The sequence below is a fragment of the Pseudomonas sp. c313 genome (genome assembly GCF_055407145.1).
Genome location: NZ_JBUZRD010000023.1, coordinates 1 through 17,181, shown reverse-complemented (window position 1 = coordinate 17,181; position 17,181 = coordinate 1). Strand labels below are relative to the sequence as shown.

The 17,181-nt window shown below is 58.4% G+C and carries 14 protein-coding genes and 1 pseudogene; 8 read left to right on the top strand and 7 right to left on the bottom strand.

Features of this window, described 5'->3' with window-relative positions:
* Positions 1-3 precede the first annotated feature (3 nt).
* On the bottom strand, positions 4-891 hold the full coding sequence (locus tag ACZRKZ_RS27055; protein WP_463983173.1) for a proline iminopeptidase-family hydrolase: 888 nt from the start codon (positions 889-891) through the stop codon (positions 4-6).
* 181 nt (positions 892-1,072) lie between these two features.
* On the opposite strand from ACZRKZ_RS27055, the gene ACZRKZ_RS27050 reads away from it, so the two are divergent.
* Both ACZRKZ_RS27050 and ACZRKZ_RS27045 read left to right on the top strand, forming a co-directional pair.
* The gene (locus ACZRKZ_RS27050; protein WP_463970440.1) at positions 1,073-1,837 is read left to right on the top strand and encodes a LuxR family transcriptional regulator; all 765 of its coding nucleotides are present in this window, start codon (positions 1,073-1,075) and stop codon (positions 1,835-1,837) included.
* Between the two features lie 90 nt (positions 1,838-1,927).
* Positions 1,928-2,830: a proline iminopeptidase-family hydrolase gene (locus tag ACZRKZ_RS27045; protein WP_463983172.1), complete on the top strand. Its 903-nt coding sequence runs from the start codon at positions 1,928-1,930 to the stop codon at positions 2,828-2,830.
* A gap of 40 nt (positions 2,831-2,870) precedes the next feature.
* Here ACZRKZ_RS27045 and ACZRKZ_RS27040 read toward each other — a convergent pair whose 3' ends face one another.
* The gene (locus tag ACZRKZ_RS27040) at positions 2,871-4,382 is read right to left on the bottom strand and encodes a nucleobase:cation symporter-2 family protein (RefSeq protein ID WP_463970442.1); all 1,512 of its coding nucleotides are present in this window, start codon (positions 4,380-4,382) and stop codon (positions 2,871-2,873) included.
* A gap of 159 nt (positions 4,383-4,541) precedes the next feature.
* Between ACZRKZ_RS27040 and ACZRKZ_RS27035 the strand changes: the two genes are divergently transcribed.
* Complete coding sequence (locus tag ACZRKZ_RS27035; RefSeq protein WP_463970443.1) at positions 4,542-5,375, top strand: nucleoside-binding protein; 834 nt, start codon at positions 4,542-4,544, stop codon at positions 5,373-5,375.
* Here the strand turns inward: ACZRKZ_RS27035 and punC are convergent.
* Positions 5,372-6,565 carry a purine nucleoside transporter PunC gene (gene punC / locus ACZRKZ_RS27030; RefSeq protein WP_463983171.1) on the bottom strand — a complete coding sequence of 398 codons (1,194 nt, stop codon included), beginning with the start codon at positions 6,563-6,565 and terminating at the stop codon, positions 5,372-5,374. The two genes, ACZRKZ_RS27035 and punC, sit on opposite strands and share 4 nt — an antisense overlap.
* A gap of 122 nt (positions 6,566-6,687) precedes the next feature.
* Here punC and punR point away from each other — a divergent pair, with 122 nt between their 5' ends.
* Positions 6,688-7,602: a DNA-binding transcriptional activator PunR gene (gene punR / locus ACZRKZ_RS27025; RefSeq protein WP_463983170.1), complete on the top strand. Its 915-nt coding sequence runs from the start codon at positions 6,688-6,690 to the stop codon at positions 7,600-7,602.
* Positions 7,603-7,611: 9 nt separating this feature from the next.
* Here punR and ACZRKZ_RS27020 read toward each other — a convergent pair whose 3' ends face one another.
* Entirely contained in the window at positions 7,612-8,781 is a 1,170-nt protein-coding gene (locus tag ACZRKZ_RS27020; RefSeq protein ID WP_463983169.1) for an acetylornithine/succinylornithine family transaminase, read from the bottom strand.
* Between the two features lie 103 nt (positions 8,782-8,884).
* Between ACZRKZ_RS27020 and ACZRKZ_RS27015 the strand changes: the two genes are divergently transcribed.
* Positions 8,885-9,790 (top strand): LysR family transcriptional regulator, encoded by a 906-nt coding sequence (locus tag ACZRKZ_RS27015; protein ID WP_463983168.1) that lies wholly within the window; start codon positions 8,885-8,887, stop codon positions 9,788-9,790.
* Here the strand turns inward: ACZRKZ_RS27015 and ACZRKZ_RS27010 are convergent.
* Positions 9,787-10,410 (bottom strand): HAD family hydrolase, encoded by a 624-nt coding sequence (locus ACZRKZ_RS27010; RefSeq protein WP_463983167.1) that lies wholly within the window; start codon positions 10,408-10,410, stop codon positions 9,787-9,789. The two genes, ACZRKZ_RS27015 and ACZRKZ_RS27010, sit on opposite strands and share 4 nt — an antisense overlap.
* Before the next feature lie 150 nt (positions 10,411-10,560).
* Entirely contained in the window at positions 10,561-11,754 is a 1,194-nt protein-coding gene (fabV, locus tag ACZRKZ_RS27005) for an enoyl-ACP reductase FabV (RefSeq protein WP_149413759.1), read from the bottom strand.
* A gap of 331 nt (positions 11,755-12,085) precedes the next feature.
* Between fabV and ACZRKZ_RS27000 the strand changes: the two are divergent.
* From ACZRKZ_RS27000 to ACZRKZ_RS26990, 3 genes and pseudogenes are all read left to right on the top strand, one after another.
* A pseudogene (locus ACZRKZ_RS27000) lies at positions 12,086-12,626 on the top strand (hypothetical protein).
* 146 nt (positions 12,627-12,772) lie between these two features.
* Positions 12,773-14,146 carry a nucleotide 5'-monophosphate nucleosidase PpnN gene (ppnN, locus tag ACZRKZ_RS26995; protein WP_463970450.1) on the top strand — a complete coding sequence of 458 codons (1,374 nt, stop codon included), beginning with the start codon at positions 12,773-12,775 and terminating at the stop codon, positions 14,144-14,146.
* 308 nt (positions 14,147-14,454) lie between these two features.
* Positions 14,455-14,829 carry a hypothetical protein gene (locus ACZRKZ_RS26990; protein ID WP_463970451.1) on the top strand — a complete coding sequence of 125 codons (375 nt, stop codon included), beginning with the start codon at positions 14,455-14,457 and terminating at the stop codon, positions 14,827-14,829.
* A gap of 243 nt (positions 14,830-15,072) precedes the next feature.
* On the opposite strand, the gene mqo is transcribed toward ACZRKZ_RS26990, so the two are convergent.
* Positions 15,073-16,719 (bottom strand): malate dehydrogenase (quinone), encoded by a 1,647-nt coding sequence (gene mqo, locus ACZRKZ_RS26985; RefSeq protein ID WP_463983166.1) that lies wholly within the window; start codon positions 16,717-16,719, stop codon positions 15,073-15,075.
* Positions 16,720-17,181: the final 462 nt, after the last annotated feature.

The following is a 17,181-nucleotide window of genomic DNA, read 5'->3' as shown; positions in this document are numbered from 1 at the left end:
TCGTCAGCCTCGGTGACGAGCAAGGAAGTCCAGCAGCACCGGGAAGTAAGCCTGGGGCTCTTCATAAAACGGCATGTGGCTGCTGTTGGGGAAAACGTGCAACTCGGCGTGCTTGACCGCCATCTTCATGCGCATGGCGCAGGCGGGGGTCAGTTCGTCATGCTGACCGGTGGTGATCAGCACCGGCATGCTGAAATCGGCCATCTCGGGGATTCGGTTCCAGTCCTTGAGATTGCCGACGTAAAGAAATTCGTTGGGCCCCTGCATGGTCTCGTAGGGCCCCATGTTCCAGTTGTCGAGGGAACGCTTGACCGGTTCCGGCCACTCGTCCAGCCGGCAGACATGGCGGTAGTTGAGCAACGTGATCGCGGCCTGGTATTGCGGATGATCGAGGGTGCCCATGGCCTCATGGCGCTGCATCATCGCCACCGTTTCACTGCCCAAGGCGCCGCGCAGGCGTTCGAGCTCCTGGGACAGGTGCGGAATGTCACCGACGGTATTTTCCAGGATCAGGCTTTTAAGCGCGTCAGGATAGTGAATGGCGTACTCGATACCCAGCCAGCCGCCCCAGGAATGGCCCAACACGTGCACGCGGCCCAGGCTGAGCGCCTGGCGCACAGTTTCGACTTCCTCGACATAACGGCCGATCTCCCATAGGGAAACATCGGTGGGTCTGGCTGATGCGCCCGTACCCAACTGATCGAATGCAACGACTCGCAGGCCTTTGTCCTTGAGCCAGCCATGAGCGTCGCGCAGATAGTCACAAGGCAGCCCAGGGCCGCCGTTGAGGCAGAGCAACACTTCATCGCCTTCGCCAAAGCTGTAGACCACGAGGTTGTGGCCGTCGACTTGCACGTTGTACTGCTGGTCGGGGGCTATTTCACGCCACATACATACATTCCTTGTTGTGTGTCGGCCTGGCAGGTAGTGGCCGTTTGAACCAAACACTACCGAGGTTGCCGTGCGCCCATAACCTAGCAATTCTTATAGGTTTGGTCTGGCAGTCCTTCGCCGGGGCGTGGCATTCTACTTGCAGCAAGTCGAGATTAAAACGAATTCGGGAGCAGAAAGGATGCTGACCAAGTTATCTGCGTTTAACAGCCATCTCATACCCGGCAGGAGCCTGGATGAGCAGATGGACAACACCCTCGTATTGGCCCAGCACCTGGGTTTTGATGCCTTGGTGTACGACTACACACCGGTGCCGATCGACCACGATGGCGCATTGATTACGCCCTCCGTGCTACAACTGCGCAATACCCCCTCCGACTGGTACTCGTTATGGTGCAGTTCGGGGTTCTACCAGATCGATCCGGTGCAACACCTGGCCCTCAATTGCGTGTCGCCGTTCGTCTGGTCCTACGAGGCCAAGGCTGATACCCCGCTGCAAAAGATCATCAACCGCCGCCACGCCCCCGTCTCCAGCTACCTGCACGACCAGCAAATGACCTGCGGCGTCAGCGTTCCGATTCACTTGCCCAGGGGCGGCTTCGCCTCGCTGACTGGCCTGCGCACCGGCAAAGCCCGCACGGTACTGCAAGATGCTCGCCAGACCCTGGCGGATTTCAACCTGATTACCCATGCCTTTCAGGAAGCGGCCTACCCGTTATTCAGCAAGGAACTACGTTCGTATCCGCATATCCATCTGACCAAGCGCGAGCGTGAATGCTTGAAGTGGGCCGCCGACGGCCTGACCGCCGCTGAAATTGCCACCCAGTTGAGTCGCTCCCTGGCGGTGGTCACCCTGCACCTGGCCTCGGCCATGCACAAGCTGGGGGCCAAGAACCGGGTACAAGCGGTGGTCAGGGCCAGCCATTACCGACTGCTTGACGACTGACTCGACGAAAAACCTAGCTATTTTGCTAGTTACTTAAATTTACGCTGCCAATTATCGTATGCCTGACCACTTTTCATGGAAGGGCACGAAATGGAATTCATCGAAAAAATCCGCGAAGGCTTTGCTGCCTTTGGCGCCTACCAGACGTGGTACCGGGTCACCGGCGACCTTGATAGCGGCCTGACACCACTGGTCATCCTCCACGGCGGGCCCGGCTGCACCCATGACTATGTGGACGCCTTCAAAGACGTCGCCGCCAGCGGCCACGCGGTTATTCACTATGACCAACTGGGCAACGGCCGTTCTACCCACCTGCCTGACAAAGACCCTTCGTTCTGGACGATCGGCCTGTTCCTGGAAGAACTGGACAACCTGCTGGACCACCTGCAAATCAGCAACAACTACGCCATTCTCGGGCAGTCATGGGGCGGCATGCTCGGCAGCGAGCACGCCTTGCTGCAGCCTAAAGGCCTGCGCGCACTGATCGCGGCCAACTCGCCGACGTGCATGCGCACCTGGGTCGCCGAAGCCAATCGTCTGCGCAAATTATTGCCGGAAGGTGTGCATGAAACCCTGCTCAAGCATGAACAGGCCGGCGCCTATCAAGACCCGGAATACCTGGCGGCCTCGCGGATGTTCTATGACCAGCATGTCTGCCGGATCAACCCATGGCCGGAAGAAGTGGCGCGCACCTTTGCCCAGGTCGACGCTGACCCCACGGTGTATCACGCCATGAGCGGCCCGACGGAGTTCCATGTGATCGGCACGTTGAAAGACTGGAGCATCATTGGCCGGCTGTCCGGCATCAAGGTGCCGACCCTGGTGATTTCCGGTCGCCATGATGAAGCCACGCCGCTGGTGGTGAAGCCGTTCCTCGATGAAATCCCCAATGTGCGCTGGGCATTGTTCGAAGACTCCAGCCATATGCCCCACGTCGAAGAACGCCAGGCATGTATGGGCACGGTGGTGAAGTTCATGGATGAGGCTTGCTGATAGATAGGATCGTTCCCACAGCGTGGGAACGATCCTATGACTACACCTCGCTGGTTTCAGCCCTACCCTGCACAGCCGCCCTCTTCGGCACCTCTGCCAGCAATGGAATCTCATTGCCTTCGGCATCAAACAGCTTACCCCCGCAGAAGTAATCCCCCTCACGCAATGCCGCCACATCCTGGAAATACAGGCTGCGCTCGGTGCCAGCGACGAACACCGACTGTTGATCGGAATTGCCCGCCGTGAAGTGGTTGAACGCCAGGTTCAGCAGGATCGCCATGATTGCCGACGAACTGATCCCCGAATGAAAAATGGTGGCAAACCAACTCGGAAAATGATCATAAAAGCTCGGCGCTGCGATAGGAATCATGCCGAAACCGATGGAAGTGGCGACGATGATCAGGTTCATATTGTTGCGGTAGTCAACCTTGGACAACGTGCGAATACCACTGGCCGCCACGGTCCCGAACAACACAATCCCCGCACCACCCAACACGGAGGTGGGCACCGCTGCGATGACCCGTCCCATAAACGGCAGTAGGCCGAGAATCACCAGGAACAGGCCGCCGGTGGCCACTACGTAGCGGCTTTTGACCCCGGTCACCGCCACCAGGCCGACGTTTTGCGCGAAAGCGCTTTGAGTGAACGAACCGAAGATCGGCGCAAACATGCTCGATAGCATATCGGCACGCAGGCCGTTGCCCAAGCGCTTGGAGTCAACTTTGGTGTCGATGATCTCACCTACCGCCAAGATATCAGCCGAGGTTTCCACCAGCGTCACCATGACCACGATGCACATGGAAATGATCGCCGCTACGTGAAAGGTTGGCATGCCGAAATGGAATGGCGTAGGAAAGCCGAACATCGCACCCTGGGTCACGCTGGAGAAGTCAGCCATGCCGAGGAACACGGCAATCAACGTACCAATCACCATCGCCAACAGGATCGACAGCCGTGAAATGGTCGCGCTGCCGATCTTGCTCAGCAACAGCACCAGGGCCAGGGTAATCGCCGCCAGGCCGATGTTCGACATGCTGCCGAAGTCTTCGGCGCGGCTGTTGCCGCCCATGGCCCAGCGCGCGGCGACGGGCATCAGGGTCAGGCCGATGGTGGTGATGACGATACCGGTCACCAGGGGCGGGAAGAACTTGGTTATTCGCGAGAATATCGGCGTAATCAACAAGCCGATCAACGAGGCGGCCATCACCGCGCCAAGGATCGCCGGCACACCGCCTGCTCCCTCGCTGCTGACAATCGCCACCATGGTTGCAACGCCAGCAAACGACACCCCTTGCACCAGCGGTAACTGACAGCCAAAAAACGGCAGACCCAGGGTTTGCAGCAAGGTGGCCAGGCCACCGGCAAACAACGAAGCGGCGATCAACAGGCCAATATCAGCCGGCGACAACCCGGCCGCCTGACCGACGATCAACGGCACGGCAACGATGCCGCCGTACATGGTGAGCACATGCTGCAGGCCGTAAGCCATGTTGGCAGCGACGCCGAGATTCTCATCTTCTGGCCGTTGCGGTGACGCCTTCGGGATAGTCATGGTGAGGGTTCTCTGTTTTTGTTGTGCGCCCACTGTATGCAATATGAAGACTATATGTCCATATTGTTGTATACAATCAATCGAACAAGTTACCCTCCGCTGGCGTTACAAAAATACGATTCGGCCGCTATGAGCCAAAACGCCAAAGGAATTAAAACAATGAAAAAGGCACTGCACGGCGCAACCGTATTACTGACACTCTTCGGCGGCGGGGAGGCTGTCGCGGTGGAATGGATGAACAACAGCGTGGGATTTCGCTACGGCCAGCAGTTCACCAATCCGAATAACCCCGATGATTTCAGCAAGCGCATCTACAGCTTCACCCACGCCAGCGGCTATCAGTACGGCAGCAACTACCTGAACCTCGACGTGTTCCTTTCCGACAGCCGTGACCCGCGCAAGGGCACCGATCACGGTGGCAGCGAAGTCTATGCCGTCTACCGCCACCAGTTGTATGCCTCACGGGTGTTCGACGTGCCGCTGGGAACCGGCGTGATCAAAGACTACGCCCTGACCCTGGGCTTCGACGCCAACCGCAACAACAACCTGGCGTCGGCGAAAAAGCGCGCCCTGGTGGTTGGCCCGACCTTGAAGTTCAATACCGTCGGCGTGCTGGATCTGAGCCTGATGTACTACAAGGAAAAGAACCATTCCGGCATCCCCGGCGCGAAAGATCCGAACCACACTTTCGACGACACCTACATGCTCAACCTGACATGGCTACGCCCTTTCGAGATTGGCAATCACGGGGCGAAGTTTCAGGGTTTCATCAATCATGTCGGGGAAAAGGGCGACGACTTCCATGGCCGCAACACCGCGCCGGAAACCCTGATGCGCACCGCACTGATGGTGGCGGTGCGGCCGGGGAAAAGCGTCAAACCGAACCTGTACCTGGGGGTGGGCTACGAGTATTGGCATAACAAGTTCGGCGTGGATGGCGGACGGGGCAGCCGCACATCAACGCCGACGGTGAATATGGAAGTGACGTTTTAGGGCGTTCGAACCAGATTGGCATCGGAATTATCAACCCTGGGCCGCGCCAACCAATAGCCCAACACGGCCAACGGCGCGGTCGCCAGCATGACGATTGCAGTGATCAACAGCGGCTGCTCGATCATCGACGACACCAACAGGCTACTGACGAAACACAGCCCCAATTGCAAGGTGTTCTGCAACGCTGCGGCCTTGCCGGAGTTTTCCGCAAAGGGCATCAGCGCATTCGCCACGACAATCGGGTAGCTGGCGCCATTAACCAGCGCCATCAGGCAGAACGGGATCAGCAAGGTGGTAAGGGTCGGCACTGTCAATGTCGCCACCAGATACAACGCCACCATGCTGATGCAATACGCAACCAGCAACCATGGCAGCAAGGTCCTGCCCTCGAAACGCTGCAAGGCGCTGCGGCAACTGTAGCCACCAATGAGAAACGCCAGGGTCGGCAACACGTAGCTCAAACCGATGTCATTGGGGCTATAGCCCATGTCACCCAGAATGAACGGTGATGCGGTAAGCCAGGCGAAGAAACTGGCCGAGCACGCAGCAAAGATCATTACGTTGCCACTGAACACCCGTGACTTGAGCAATTGTCCGTAACCGAGCTTGGATTGTTCGCCATCGGCGGTCAGGCGTTTCGGCACAGTTTTGAGGAATAACGTTGGCAACAGCAGCAATAGCGACACGCCCAGCAACACGGCGAAGATCGCCTGCCAGCCCCAGTGATTCAACACCAGCGCACCCAACAGCGGTGCCAGGGCCGGTGACAGGGACATCAGCGGCATGATGCTGGCAAATACCCGATGAGCCTTGTCTGCCGGGTAGCGGTCGATTACCAGGGCTTGCCAACTGACGGCGGCGGAACACACTCCTATCGCCTGGATAAAGCGCAACGCCCACAGCTGGGTCGTGGTCTCGACCCAGAACATGCCCAGGCAACCGAGCACAAACAGGCTAAGACCGGTGAGCAGGACCGGCTTGCGCCCGATGCGGTCAGAAAGCGGCCCCCACAACAACTGCCCGACGGCAAAGCCGGCGAGGAAAATACTAAGGCTGGCGCCCACGGCACCGGCGGATATTTGCAACTGGGCGCCCATGGCGCCGAAGGCGGGTAAGTACATGTCCATGGCCAGATAGCCGAGCATGCTCAGCCCCGCCAGGTACCAGGTGAAACCAAAAGAATTTTTCATTGAAGCCTTGTTTAACCTGCCATCAAACTATTTGCTGACTGGCACCCATTATGAAGCTGACAGTTCTCCTGTGAAGCGATAATAATTGAACATTCTTATCAATATTTTTGAAGGCAACTGCCATGTGGTCCGAATACTCCCTGGATGTTGTCGATGCGGTAGCCCGTCACGGCAGTTTCAGCGCCGCCGCCCAGGAACTGCATCGCGTGCCGTCCGCCATCAGTTACACCGTGCGGCAGCTAGAGGAGTGGCTGGCGGTTCCGTTGTTCGTCCGCCGCCATCGAGATGTGGAGCTCACGCCGGCCGGCAAGCTGTTTGTTGATGAAGCCCGTAGCGTGATGAAAAAAATGCTCGGCACTCGCAGGCTATGCCAGCAGGTGGCCAACGGCTGGAGCGGGCAACTGAAAGTGGCGGTGGATTCCATCGTCAAACAGCAGCGCTGCCGGCAACTGGTGCTGGATTTCTATCGCCAGTTTCCGGAAGTGGAATTGCTGCTGGAGTACGAGGTGTACAACGGCGTATGGGACGCCCTCGCGGACGACCGTACCGACATCGTGATTGGCGCCACCAGCGCGGTGCCGGTGGCCAGCCATTTCACCTTTCGCGACATGGGACTGTTGAATTGGCTCTGCGTGGTCAGCGCCCACCATCCGCTGGCGCAGGTGCAAGGCCTGCTCAGTGACGACCAATTAAGGCCCTTCGCATCGCTGTGCATGACCGATACCTCGCGCAACCTGCCCAAGCGCGATACCTGGACCCTGGATAACCAGCGGCGTTTAGTCGTACCCAACTGGGCATCCGCCATGGATTGCCTGCGCGATGGCCTGTGCGTCGGCATGGTGCCGGAACACCTTGCGCGGCCGTTGATCGAGCGCGGTGAACTGGCAGCCCTGCAACTGTCCCGGCCCTTCCCCGCCAGCCCGTCCTGCGTGGCCTGGGCACAGAGCAAGTTTTCCCCGGCCATGGCCTGGTTACTGGAGTACCTGGGGGACACCGATACGATGAATCAGGAGTGGTTGAATGGCAATGATCTATAGGCTCTCCTCTCAGGCCAAGCAACGGGAAAGGGTGCGCACAATCATCTCCACTTCTTTAGCATCAATGGTTAACGGCGGCAGTAAACGGATGATCTTCCCCCGCGTCACATTGATCAGCAGGCCATGCTCGCGTGCAGCGATCTGCGCCAGGTCACGATAAGGGCGGGCCAACTCGATACCGATCATCAAGCCCTGCCCCCGAATCGCCAGCACGTGGGGATGCTCACTCAACTCCACCCGCAATCGCGCCAGCAGCCGTTCGCCTTCGAGCGCCGCGTTCTCCAGCAAACCCTGCTCTTCAATAATATCCAGCACCGTGCAGCCGACGCGACAAGCCAGCGGGTTACCGCCAAAGGTACTGCCGTGACTGCCAGGGGTGAACAACTGCGCCACGGCCTTGCGCGCCAGGCAGGCACCAATCGGGATACCGTTGCCCAGGCCTTTGGCCAGGGTCATGACGTCCGGGACAATGCCCTCATGCTGGAAGGCGAACCACTGGCCGGTGCGACCAATTCCTGTCTGGATCTCATCGAGCATCAACAACCAACCTTGCCGGGTGCAGTGATCCCGCAGGGCTTTCAGATAGCCGGGGGGAGCCAGCTGGACGCCAGCTTCGCCCTGGATCGGCTCCAGCAATACCGCAACGATGCGCGCGCCAAACGCCTGAGTCACCGCCTCCAGGGCGGCCAGATCGCCGAAGCCAACCTTGATAAAGTCTCCCGGTAAACGCTGGAACCCCAACCGCACCGACGGCCCGTCGCTGGCAGACATCGTGCCCAGGGTGCGGCCGTGAAAGGCGTTGTCCATGACGACCACCAGCGGCTGCTCAATGCCTTTTTTCCAGCCATACAAGCGCGCCAGTTTCAACGCCGTCTCATTGGCCTCAGCACCGGAGTTATTGAAGAACGCCTGGTCCAGGCCCGATAGCGTGCTCAACCGCTGAGCCAGGCGCTGCTGCCAGTCGATGCTGTAGAGGTTGGAAGTATGCAACAGCAACCCTGCCTGCTCGGTGATTGCCGCCACCAGCCGCGGATGGGAATGGCCGACATTGGTCACCGCTACACCGGCCACCGCGTCCAGGTATTCACGCCCCTGTTGGTCCCACAGGCGAGTACCCAGGCCGCGGATGAAGCTTAAATCCAAGGGTTGATAGGTGGTCATCAGGCAGGCGGCGGTCATGGCATCAGGCTCCAGTGCTTCGTAGTGATGGCTACAGTATCGTTAGCCACCAGAGCTGGATAAACTGCGAATATCTGCGATCACTTTAAACCAAGGCTTGATAATGGATCTGTTCCAGGCAATGTCGGTGTACGTCAAGGTAGTGGAAACCGGCAGCATGACAGCGGCAGCGCAGTCGTGTGGGATGTCCACCACCATGGTCGGCAATCACCTGCGCGCCCTGGAACAGCGCCTTGGCGTCAGCCTGCTCAAGCGCACCACTCGTAAACAGAGCCTGACCGAATTCGGCGGTCTCTATTACCAGCGCTGCTTGGAAGTGCTGGGCCTGGTGGCCGACTCCGAACAACTGGCCGAGCAGATTCACATTGAAGCCCCCAAGGGCCTGTTGCGGATCACCGCCCCGCCTGCGTTCGGCGCCGAGCGCCTGGCACCGGCGCTGAGCGAGTTTTCCCGGCGTTATCCGCAGATCCAGTTATATGTGGTGTTGAGCAACCAGTCGATGGACCTGATCGACAGCGGTTTCGATGCAGCGATCCGCCTCGGCGAATTGCAGCCCTCCAGCCTGATCGCTCGGCCGTTGCAGAACTACACCATGACCCTGTGCGCCTCACCAGGTTACCTGGCGCGCCGGGGTACTCCGCACACTGCGCAGGATTTGCAACAACATGATTGCCTGGCATTTGCCTACCCCTCGACCGACGATTGGCGCAACGCCGACAAACAATGGCGCCTGCACGGCCCAGAGGGAGAAATCGAAGTCGCCGTGTCCGGCCCCATGACCGTCAACAGTTCCCAGGCCTTGCACCGCGCGGCAGTAGAAGGCATGGGTATCGTCATGCTGCCCGACGCCCTGGTCGACCCTGACCTGAGGGCGGGCAAACTGATTGCGTTACTGCCAGGCTATCAGCCGCCCTTCCGGCCGATGCATCTGCTGTACGCCCAGGACCGCTATCGCCTGCCCAAGCTGCGGGCCTTCGTCGACTTCGTGATGGAGCTGTGGGCGCGCTAGAAGCTCACACCCAATGCGCGCAAACGTTCACCGGTGTGTTCGGCGGATACGTGGTGAATCCCCTGCCAGCCAAGGGCAATGGCCGCCTCGACATTGCCGGCCACGTCATCGATAAACACCACTTCATCGGGTTTGATGTCTGTCAGATGGGCGCGAACCTGAGCAAGACTGGCGTGGTAGATCGCGGCATCGGGCTTGATAAGCTTCACTTCGCCGGACACCACGATGTCGCGAAAATACTGCAGGAAGGAATAGTTGGCTCGGGCATACGGGAAGGTTTCGGCTGACCAGTTGGTCAATCCGAACAACGGCATTTTTGCCTCATGCAACGCCTCCAGTATCGCTACACCCCCGGACAGTGGGCCACGCAGCATTTCGTGCCAGCGGTCGTAGTAAGCCTGGATCAAAGACTCATGTTGCGGATGCTCGGCGATCAGCGTGCGTGTTGCTTCAGCCAGGGTGCGCCCGGCGTCCTGCTCGGTATTCCAGGCCTGGGTGCAGACCGTGTCGAGAAACCACTGGCGCTCGCGCTCATCGGTAATCAGTTGGCGGTACAGGTGCTGCGGGCTCCAATCGAACAAGACACCGCCAAAATCAAAGACCACTGCGCGAATCGTCATCTGGAAATCTCCGTTAGCGTGAGGTGAGTCAGGCCGCTAGAGATACAGGATCGCGTGGGAGTTTCACAACCAGGAAGGCACAACATCGAACGATGTTGCAAAAAAAAGGCCTCTCGCCCAAGGCGAAGAGGCCGTTGTATCACGTGTTGCTTAAGCCTGAACCAGGCCTTCGAGCTTCACCGTCGGATTGACGTCAGCGTCGTAGTCCACGCCTTCGATCTCGAAACCGAACAGGCGCAGGAACTCAGCCTTGTAACCGGCAAAGTCGCTGATCTCATTGACGTTGTCGTCAGAGACCTGATTCCACAGTGCCGCAACGGCGTCCTGTACTTTCGGCTCCAGTTCCTTGAGGTCGGCACGCAGGCGGCCGTCGGCGTCGAGCTTGGGCTCTTTGCCATACAGGCTGTCCTTGAACAAGCCGTAGACCTGCTCGATGCAACCTTCGTGGCTGCCCTGTTCTTTCATTACCTTGAACAGCAGCGACAGGTACAGCGGCATGATCGGGATCGCCGAACTGGCCTGGGTTACCACGGCCTTGAGCACCGACACACGGGCGTCGCCCTTGAGTGCTGCGAGGTTTTCGCGCAAGGTCAGGACTTTCTTGTCCAGGTCTTTCTTGGCTTCGCCGATGGAGCCATTCCAGTAGATATCCTGGGTCAACTTTTCACCCAGGTAGGTGAACGCGGTGGTCTTGGCGCCTTCGGCCAGCACGTCGGCTTCACGCAGGGCATCGATCCACAGCTGCCAGTCTTCACCACCCATGACCTTCACGGTGCCGTCGATTTCTTCCTGGGTAGCTGGCTCCAGGGTGGTGTCGACGACGACGCCCTTGTCGGTATTGATGCCACGCAGGGTCACGGACTTGCCAATCGGTTTCAGGGTGGAGGTGTGCACCACGCCTTGTGGGTCGGTGCGGCGTGGCGCGGCCAGGCTGTAGACCACCAGGTCGATCTTACCCAGGTCTTTCTTGATGGTTTCGATGGTCAGGCGCTTGATCTCGTCGGAAAAGGCGTCGCCATTGATGCTCTTGGCGTAGAGGCCTTTCTCTTTAGCAAACTTGTGGACAGCGGCGCTGTTGTACCAGCCGGCAGAGCTGAGCTTGCCCTCTTCGCCTTCTTTCTCAAAAAACACGCCAAGGGTGTCGGCGCCGCAGCCAAAGGCAGCGCTGATGCGCGCGGCCAGGCCGTAGCCGGTGGAAGCCCCGAGAACCAGAACCTTTTTCGGGCCACCTTCGATGGCGCCGTGTTCAGTTACGTAGTCAATCTGTTGCTTGACGTTCGCTTCGCAGCCAACAGGGTGGGCCGTTACACAGATAAACCCACGAACCCGCGGTTTGATGATCATAAAATTTCTGCCTCTTCCAAGGTGCCGAAGGCCAATGGTGGCCATTACAGCGTCAATCGTTCTGGTCTATGACGCACGGAAAACCGAAGCGTCACGATAGTCGCAATTCTTCTGTTCACAAAATCCAATTCACCGCAGTTCGGGGGCGCCGTCTGGAGGATGGCCAAACGTAAAAACTGTAGGTGGCTTTCGCACATTCGAAAGATTTAAAACGCCTATCTGTTAGCTAACGTCTTATCACGAGGTATTTGTTTCAATATGTTTCAAGGCCCCGCCGCTCGCCCCCACGGATTTGGACCTATCGAATGGCGTCCAGTTGGAGCTGAGTTTCATGAACAAGCCTGCTATACGCAAAAAACTGGTCTCGATCCCCTGGATACTCGGCGTCTTGTTGATTATCGACATCTTCCCCAAGACCACCTTGGTGTTCCTGGGCCTGGTGGTGCTCTGCGGTCTCTATGATTTCCTGCGCAACGGCCTGTACGACCTGCCGCTGACCTGGCGCGAGGATTTGCAACAGGTGATCGACAACGCCATGGCCCACAAGGATGAAATCATCGAGTACCTAGACGCGCGCATGGCCGAGAAGAAACGCGGCATGCTGTTTTTTCAGTGGTCCGGACGCCCAATCGAAACCACTCTGGACATTGCATCGCTCAAGGAAAAACTGCCCTACGTCAAAACCAGTGGGGTGTCGGTGTTCAATGAAAACCGTTCTACCTCGTTTCACTTCGGCCCCCTGCGCCTATTGCCTATTTATCGTCCGGCCTTCACTCCTCCCGTTCGTCCTCAGAGGCCTGATTGCGGGCTTTGCCGGTGTGGTCTTTACCCTGCGGCGGTTTTTCTACAAGAACTGGAAGCTGATTCAGTAGGTTCTGCGGCATGATGAAGGGCGACGGTGTTTGCGTCCGGCCGCTGAGCCGGAGAAAATGCCAGTCCAATGCGACCTAATCGGCGCTCATCATCCTCATGCCACTGGCTGTCCGCGGTCCGGTGGCAGCGCTTTCAGGGAATCAGAATGCCCCAACGTCAAGTCATCAACGCGTCCGTAAGCCCCAAAGGCAGCCTCGAAACACTGTCCCAGCGTGAAGTCCAGCAGCTCAGTGAAGCAGGTTCCGGCAGTATCTACACCCTGTTCCGCCAGTGCGCCCTGGCCATTCTCAATACTGGCGCGCATATCGACAATGCCAAGACCATCCTCGATGCCTACAAGGATTTCGAAGTCCGCATCCACCAGCAGGATCGCGGCGTCCGCCTGGAGCTGCTGAACGCGCCAGCCGATGCCTTCGTCGATGGCGAAATGATCGCCAGCACCCGTGAGATGTTGTTCAGCGCCCTTCGGGACATCGTCTACACCGAGAACGAACTGGACAGCCAGCGCATCGACCTGAGCAACTCCCAAGGCATCACCGACTACGTGTTCCACCTGCTGCGCAACGCCCGCACCCTGCGCCCCGGTGTCGAGCCGAAGATTGTGGTGTGCTGGGGCGGGCACTCGATCAATACCGAAGAATACAAATACACCAAGAAAGTCGGCCATGAACTGGGCCTGCGCAGCCTCGACGTGTGCACCGGTTGCGGCCCTGGCGTGATGAAAGGCCCGATGAAGGGCGCGACTATTTCCCACGCCAAACAACGCATCACCGGCGGGCGCTACCTGGGCCTGACCGAGCCGGGCATCATCGCCGCCGAAGCGCCGAACCCGATCGTCAACGAGCTGGTGATTCTGCCGGACATCGAAAAGCGCCTGGAAGCCTTCGTGCGAGTCGGCCACGGCATCATCATCTTCCCGGGCGGTGCCGGTACAGCTGAAGAGTTCCTGTACCTGCTGGGCATCCTGATGCACCCGGACAACCGCGATGTGCCGTTCCCGGTGATCCTCACCGGGCCGAAACACGCCGCGCCGTACCTGCAACAGTTGCACGCCTTTGTCGGCGCAACCTTGGGCGAAGCGGCCCAGGCTCACTACCAGATCATCATCGACGACCCGGCCGAAGTGGCCCGCCAGATGACTGCCGGGTTGAAGACGGTCAAGCAGTTCCGCCGTGAGCGCAATGATGCGTTCCACTTCAACTGGCTGCTGAAAATCGACGAAGGCTTCCAGCGCCCGTTCGACCCAACCCACGAAAACATGGCCAGCCTGCAGTTGAGCCACGCCCTGCCCCCTCATGAACTGGCGGCCAACCTGCGCCGGGCGTTCTCCGGGATCGTGGCCGGCAACGTCAAGGACAAGGGCATCCGCTTGATCGAGCAGAATGGGCCGTACGAGATTCACGGCGACCCGGCGATCATGAAACCACTGGATGAGTTGTTGCAGGCGTTTGTGGAGCAGCACCGGATGAAGTTGCCGGGTGGCGCGGCGTACGTGCCGTGTTATCGCGTCGTTCAGTGATGCTGATGCCGGGGAAGAACTGATATGTCCTCTTCATTTTCTTCCCTGAGCATCCACCTGTTGCTCTACGGCATTCCCGGCGACTGACCCAGGCATGCGCATCCTGTATGGCAGCTATGCGGATTGGCGGCTATAAGAGCCACCGCGATGGCGCCTAACATACGGCCTCCCCTACTTGATGAGGCCGCCCATGAGGTTGGCGGGTGAAGAACTGGACGCGTACACCCAGGCGTGGGCCACAGCGTTGCAGTGACGCTCACGCTTTGGTAAAACCTGCTGCTACAGACCTTATCTAGAGAAAGACAAACGTGCGCACGCTTCTTCTCGCTACTTTGGCATTGACGCCCACCCAGGCCTTCGCCGAAGCCATCGCCTGGCCCGAGCTGCCCGACACCTGTTTCGTCAGTGGTCGTTCTGCCACCAACCAAGATGTCGACGGCGGCTGTGCGGCGTTTCTGATTAACGTCAAGGGCAAGGCAGCAGGTACGCCCATCAAGCTGGATATTCCCCAATACGCCATGCACATTAAAGAAGGCACGGGGAAAGAGACGCCGGTGATCATCATCCAGGCGGAAGAAAACGGCGATATCAAGGCCGTGGGTTACAAGGAGCTGGGCACCGAGCAATTGGGCGCGGCGCTTTTGAAGGAAATGCGTTTGCTAGGAACGAAAAAACCAATATGAGCGATGCGCTCATGGCAGGTGAGGCGAACAAATCATGTACCCAAAAAATTACTGACCAGCCCTCCGTTGCAGCATCCTGCTGGCGCTACCGTTGAACGAGCAAGTTAAAGATGGGTTTAGCGTCTGATCCTAACGTTGACCGAGATGCACCTGAACCGCGCCGACAAAAATCCCGCTGACCGGCTACTGGCTCAGCGGGATTTTGGTATCGACTCGGCCCTGACTCAGGACCTCACCAACCTCTTACAGTGCGATATCAGCCGCTGGCTTGCTCGGCTCGGCCGCAGGCTTTGCAGTCTCAGTGGCTTTCGGAGCAGCCCTCTGAGGAATCGCTGGCGGAGGCGTCAGTTGCAGAACCTTGGCGGTATAGGCCCATTCTTCAGCAACACGCTCAGGACTGCCATTCAGTTGAGTGCCGTAGCTCGGCACGATCTGGTGCAGCTTTTCCTGCCAGGCCGGGGACGCGACCTTGTCCTTGAACACTTTTTGCAGCACGGTCAGCATGATCGGAGCCGCAGTCGACGCGCCTGGCGATGCACCCAACAGGCCTGCAATGCTGTTGTCAGCGGAACTGACCACTTCGGTACCGAGCTTCAGGACGCCGCCCTTCTCTTCGTCACGCTTGATGATCTGCACACGTTGGCCAGCTTGCCACAGACGCCAGTCTTCTTTCTTCGCGTTCGGGAAGTACTCTTGCAGCGCCTTGAAGCGGTCGTCGTCCGACTGCATCAGTTGACCAGCGAGGTACTCAACCAGCGGGTACTGCTCAATGCCCACCTTGGTCATCGGCCAGATGTTGTGGGTGGTGGTGCTGGTCAGCAGGTCGAAGTACGAGCCTTCTTTCAGGAACTTGGTGGAGAAGGTGGCGAATGGACCAAACAGGATTACGCGCTTGCCATCCAGCACGCGAGTGTCCAGGTGCGGAACCGACATCGGCGGTGCGCCAACGGAGGCTTTACCGTAGGCCTTGGCCAAATGCTGCTCGGCGATGGTAGGGTTCTCGGTCACCAGGAACGAACCACCGACAGGGAAACCCGCGTATTCACGTGCTTCCGGAATGCCCGACTTCTGCAGCAGGTGCAGTGCACCGCCGCCCGCGCCGATGAACACGAACTTGGCGTCGGTTTCGGTCTTGGTGCCGTCTTTCAGGTTCTTGTAGCTGACGCGCCAAGTGCCATCGTCATTCTTGGTGATGTCTTGCACTTCGCTCGACAGCTTCAGATCGAACTTCGGCGTAGTTTGCAGGTGAGCAACAAACTGACGGGTGATCTCGCCGAAGTTCACATCTGTACCGATCGGAGTCCAGGTAGCCGCGATTTTCTGGCTAGGGTCACGCCCGTCCATCATCAGCGGAACCCATTTCTTGATCTGCACCGGGTCTTCGGAGTATTCCATACCCGCGAACAATGGGCTCGCCTGCAGTGCTTCATAACGCTTCTTGAGGAACTTGATGTTGTCATCGCCCCACACAAAGCTCATGTGAGGAGTGGAGTTGATGAACGAACGCGGGTTCTTCAGAACGCCCTGCTGAACCTGCCAGGACCAGAACTGACGGGAGATCTGGAATGCTTCGTTGATCTCGACCGCTTTCGGGATCTCAACGTTGCCGTTCTTGTCTTCCGGGGTGTAGTTCAGCTCAGCCAAAGCCGAGTGACCGGTACCGGCGTTGTTCCAGCCGTTGGAGCTTTCTTCAGCAACGCCATCGAGGCGTTCGACCATCTCCATCGACCAATCCGGTTCCAACTCGTTGAGCCAGACACCGAGGGTCGCACTCATGATGCCGCCGCCAATCAGCAGCACATCGACCTTCTTTGCCTCTTCCGCGTGAACGGACGTGATCCCCATCGACAAAGCCAACCCCAACAGGGCAGTGTTTACTTTCTTGAACATCGTAGCACCTATGATAAAACGCCATCCGCCCTACAGCCCCGCATCATCCGGCAACCTGGATTCGCGCTGCGCCAGGCAACGCACCGCAGGTTCCCGCACTCATAAGGACTGAAGGGTGGGCACACAAGGCCGACGTATCGACCTCACTTTTATGTCCCTTCTGCGCTGACTTCTTATCATTATTGGCTTCAGCTACCTCGGCGACAGCCATCCTGCCATGCGTGTACGGATGCACGAATGGAAGAAAGAATAGACCAAGATGGCGTGCAGAATATCATGCTCGGGTTGGCTGAGGGACATCGCATCCGGCATAACGGCTTCCTTGGGAAAAGCAAAATCGAGGGGTGGGCTTTAGCATTGAAAGCGACTGGCAGGCGCTCGCTCATACTTTTCGAGCGCCCAAAACAAAACCCCATCTGCTTTCGCAAATGGGGTTTCGGAATTTAATCTTGACGATGACCT

Coding starts and splice junctions, on each gene's coding strand:
- ACZRKZ_RS27055 (WP_463983173.1), bottom strand. CDS start 891: ATGTGGCGTGAAATAGCCCCCGACCAGCAGTACAACGTGCAAGTCGAC.
- ACZRKZ_RS27050 (WP_463970440.1), top strand. CDS start 1,073: ATGCTGACCAAGTTATCTGCGTTTAACAGCCATCTCATACCCGGCAGG.
- ACZRKZ_RS27045 (WP_463983172.1), top strand. CDS start 1,928: ATGGAATTCATCGAAAAAATCCGCGAAGGCTTTGCTGCCTTTGGCGCC.
- ACZRKZ_RS27040 (WP_463970442.1), bottom strand. CDS start 4,382: ATGACTATCCCGAAGGCGTCACCGCAACGGCCAGAAGATGAGAATCTC.
- ACZRKZ_RS27035 (WP_463970443.1), top strand. CDS start 4,542: ATGAAAAAGGCACTGCACGGCGCAACCGTATTACTGACACTCTTCGGC.
- punC (WP_463983171.1), bottom strand. CDS start 6,565: ATGAAAAATTCTTTTGGTTTCACCTGGTACCTGGCGGGGCTGAGCATG.
- punR (WP_463983170.1), top strand. CDS start 6,688: ATGTGGTCCGAATACTCCCTGGATGTTGTCGATGCGGTAGCCCGTCAC.
- ACZRKZ_RS27020 (WP_463983169.1), bottom strand. CDS start 8,781: ATGACCGCCGCCTGCCTGATGACCACCTATCAACCCTTGGATTTAAGC.
- ACZRKZ_RS27015 (WP_463983168.1), top strand. CDS start 8,885: ATGGATCTGTTCCAGGCAATGTCGGTGTACGTCAAGGTAGTGGAAACC.
- ACZRKZ_RS27010 (WP_463983167.1), bottom strand. CDS start 10,410: ATGACGATTCGCGCAGTGGTCTTTGATTTTGGCGGTGTCTTGTTCGAT.
- fabV (WP_149413759.1), bottom strand. CDS start 11,754: ATGATCATCAAACCGCGGGTTCGTGGGTTTATCTGTGTAACGGCCCAC.
- ppnN (WP_463970450.1), top strand. CDS start 12,773: ATGCCCCAACGTCAAGTCATCAACGCGTCCGTAAGCCCCAAAGGCAGC.
- mqo (WP_463983166.1), bottom strand. CDS start 16,719: ATGTTCAAGAAAGTAAACACTGCCCTGTTGGGGTTGGCTTTGTCGATG.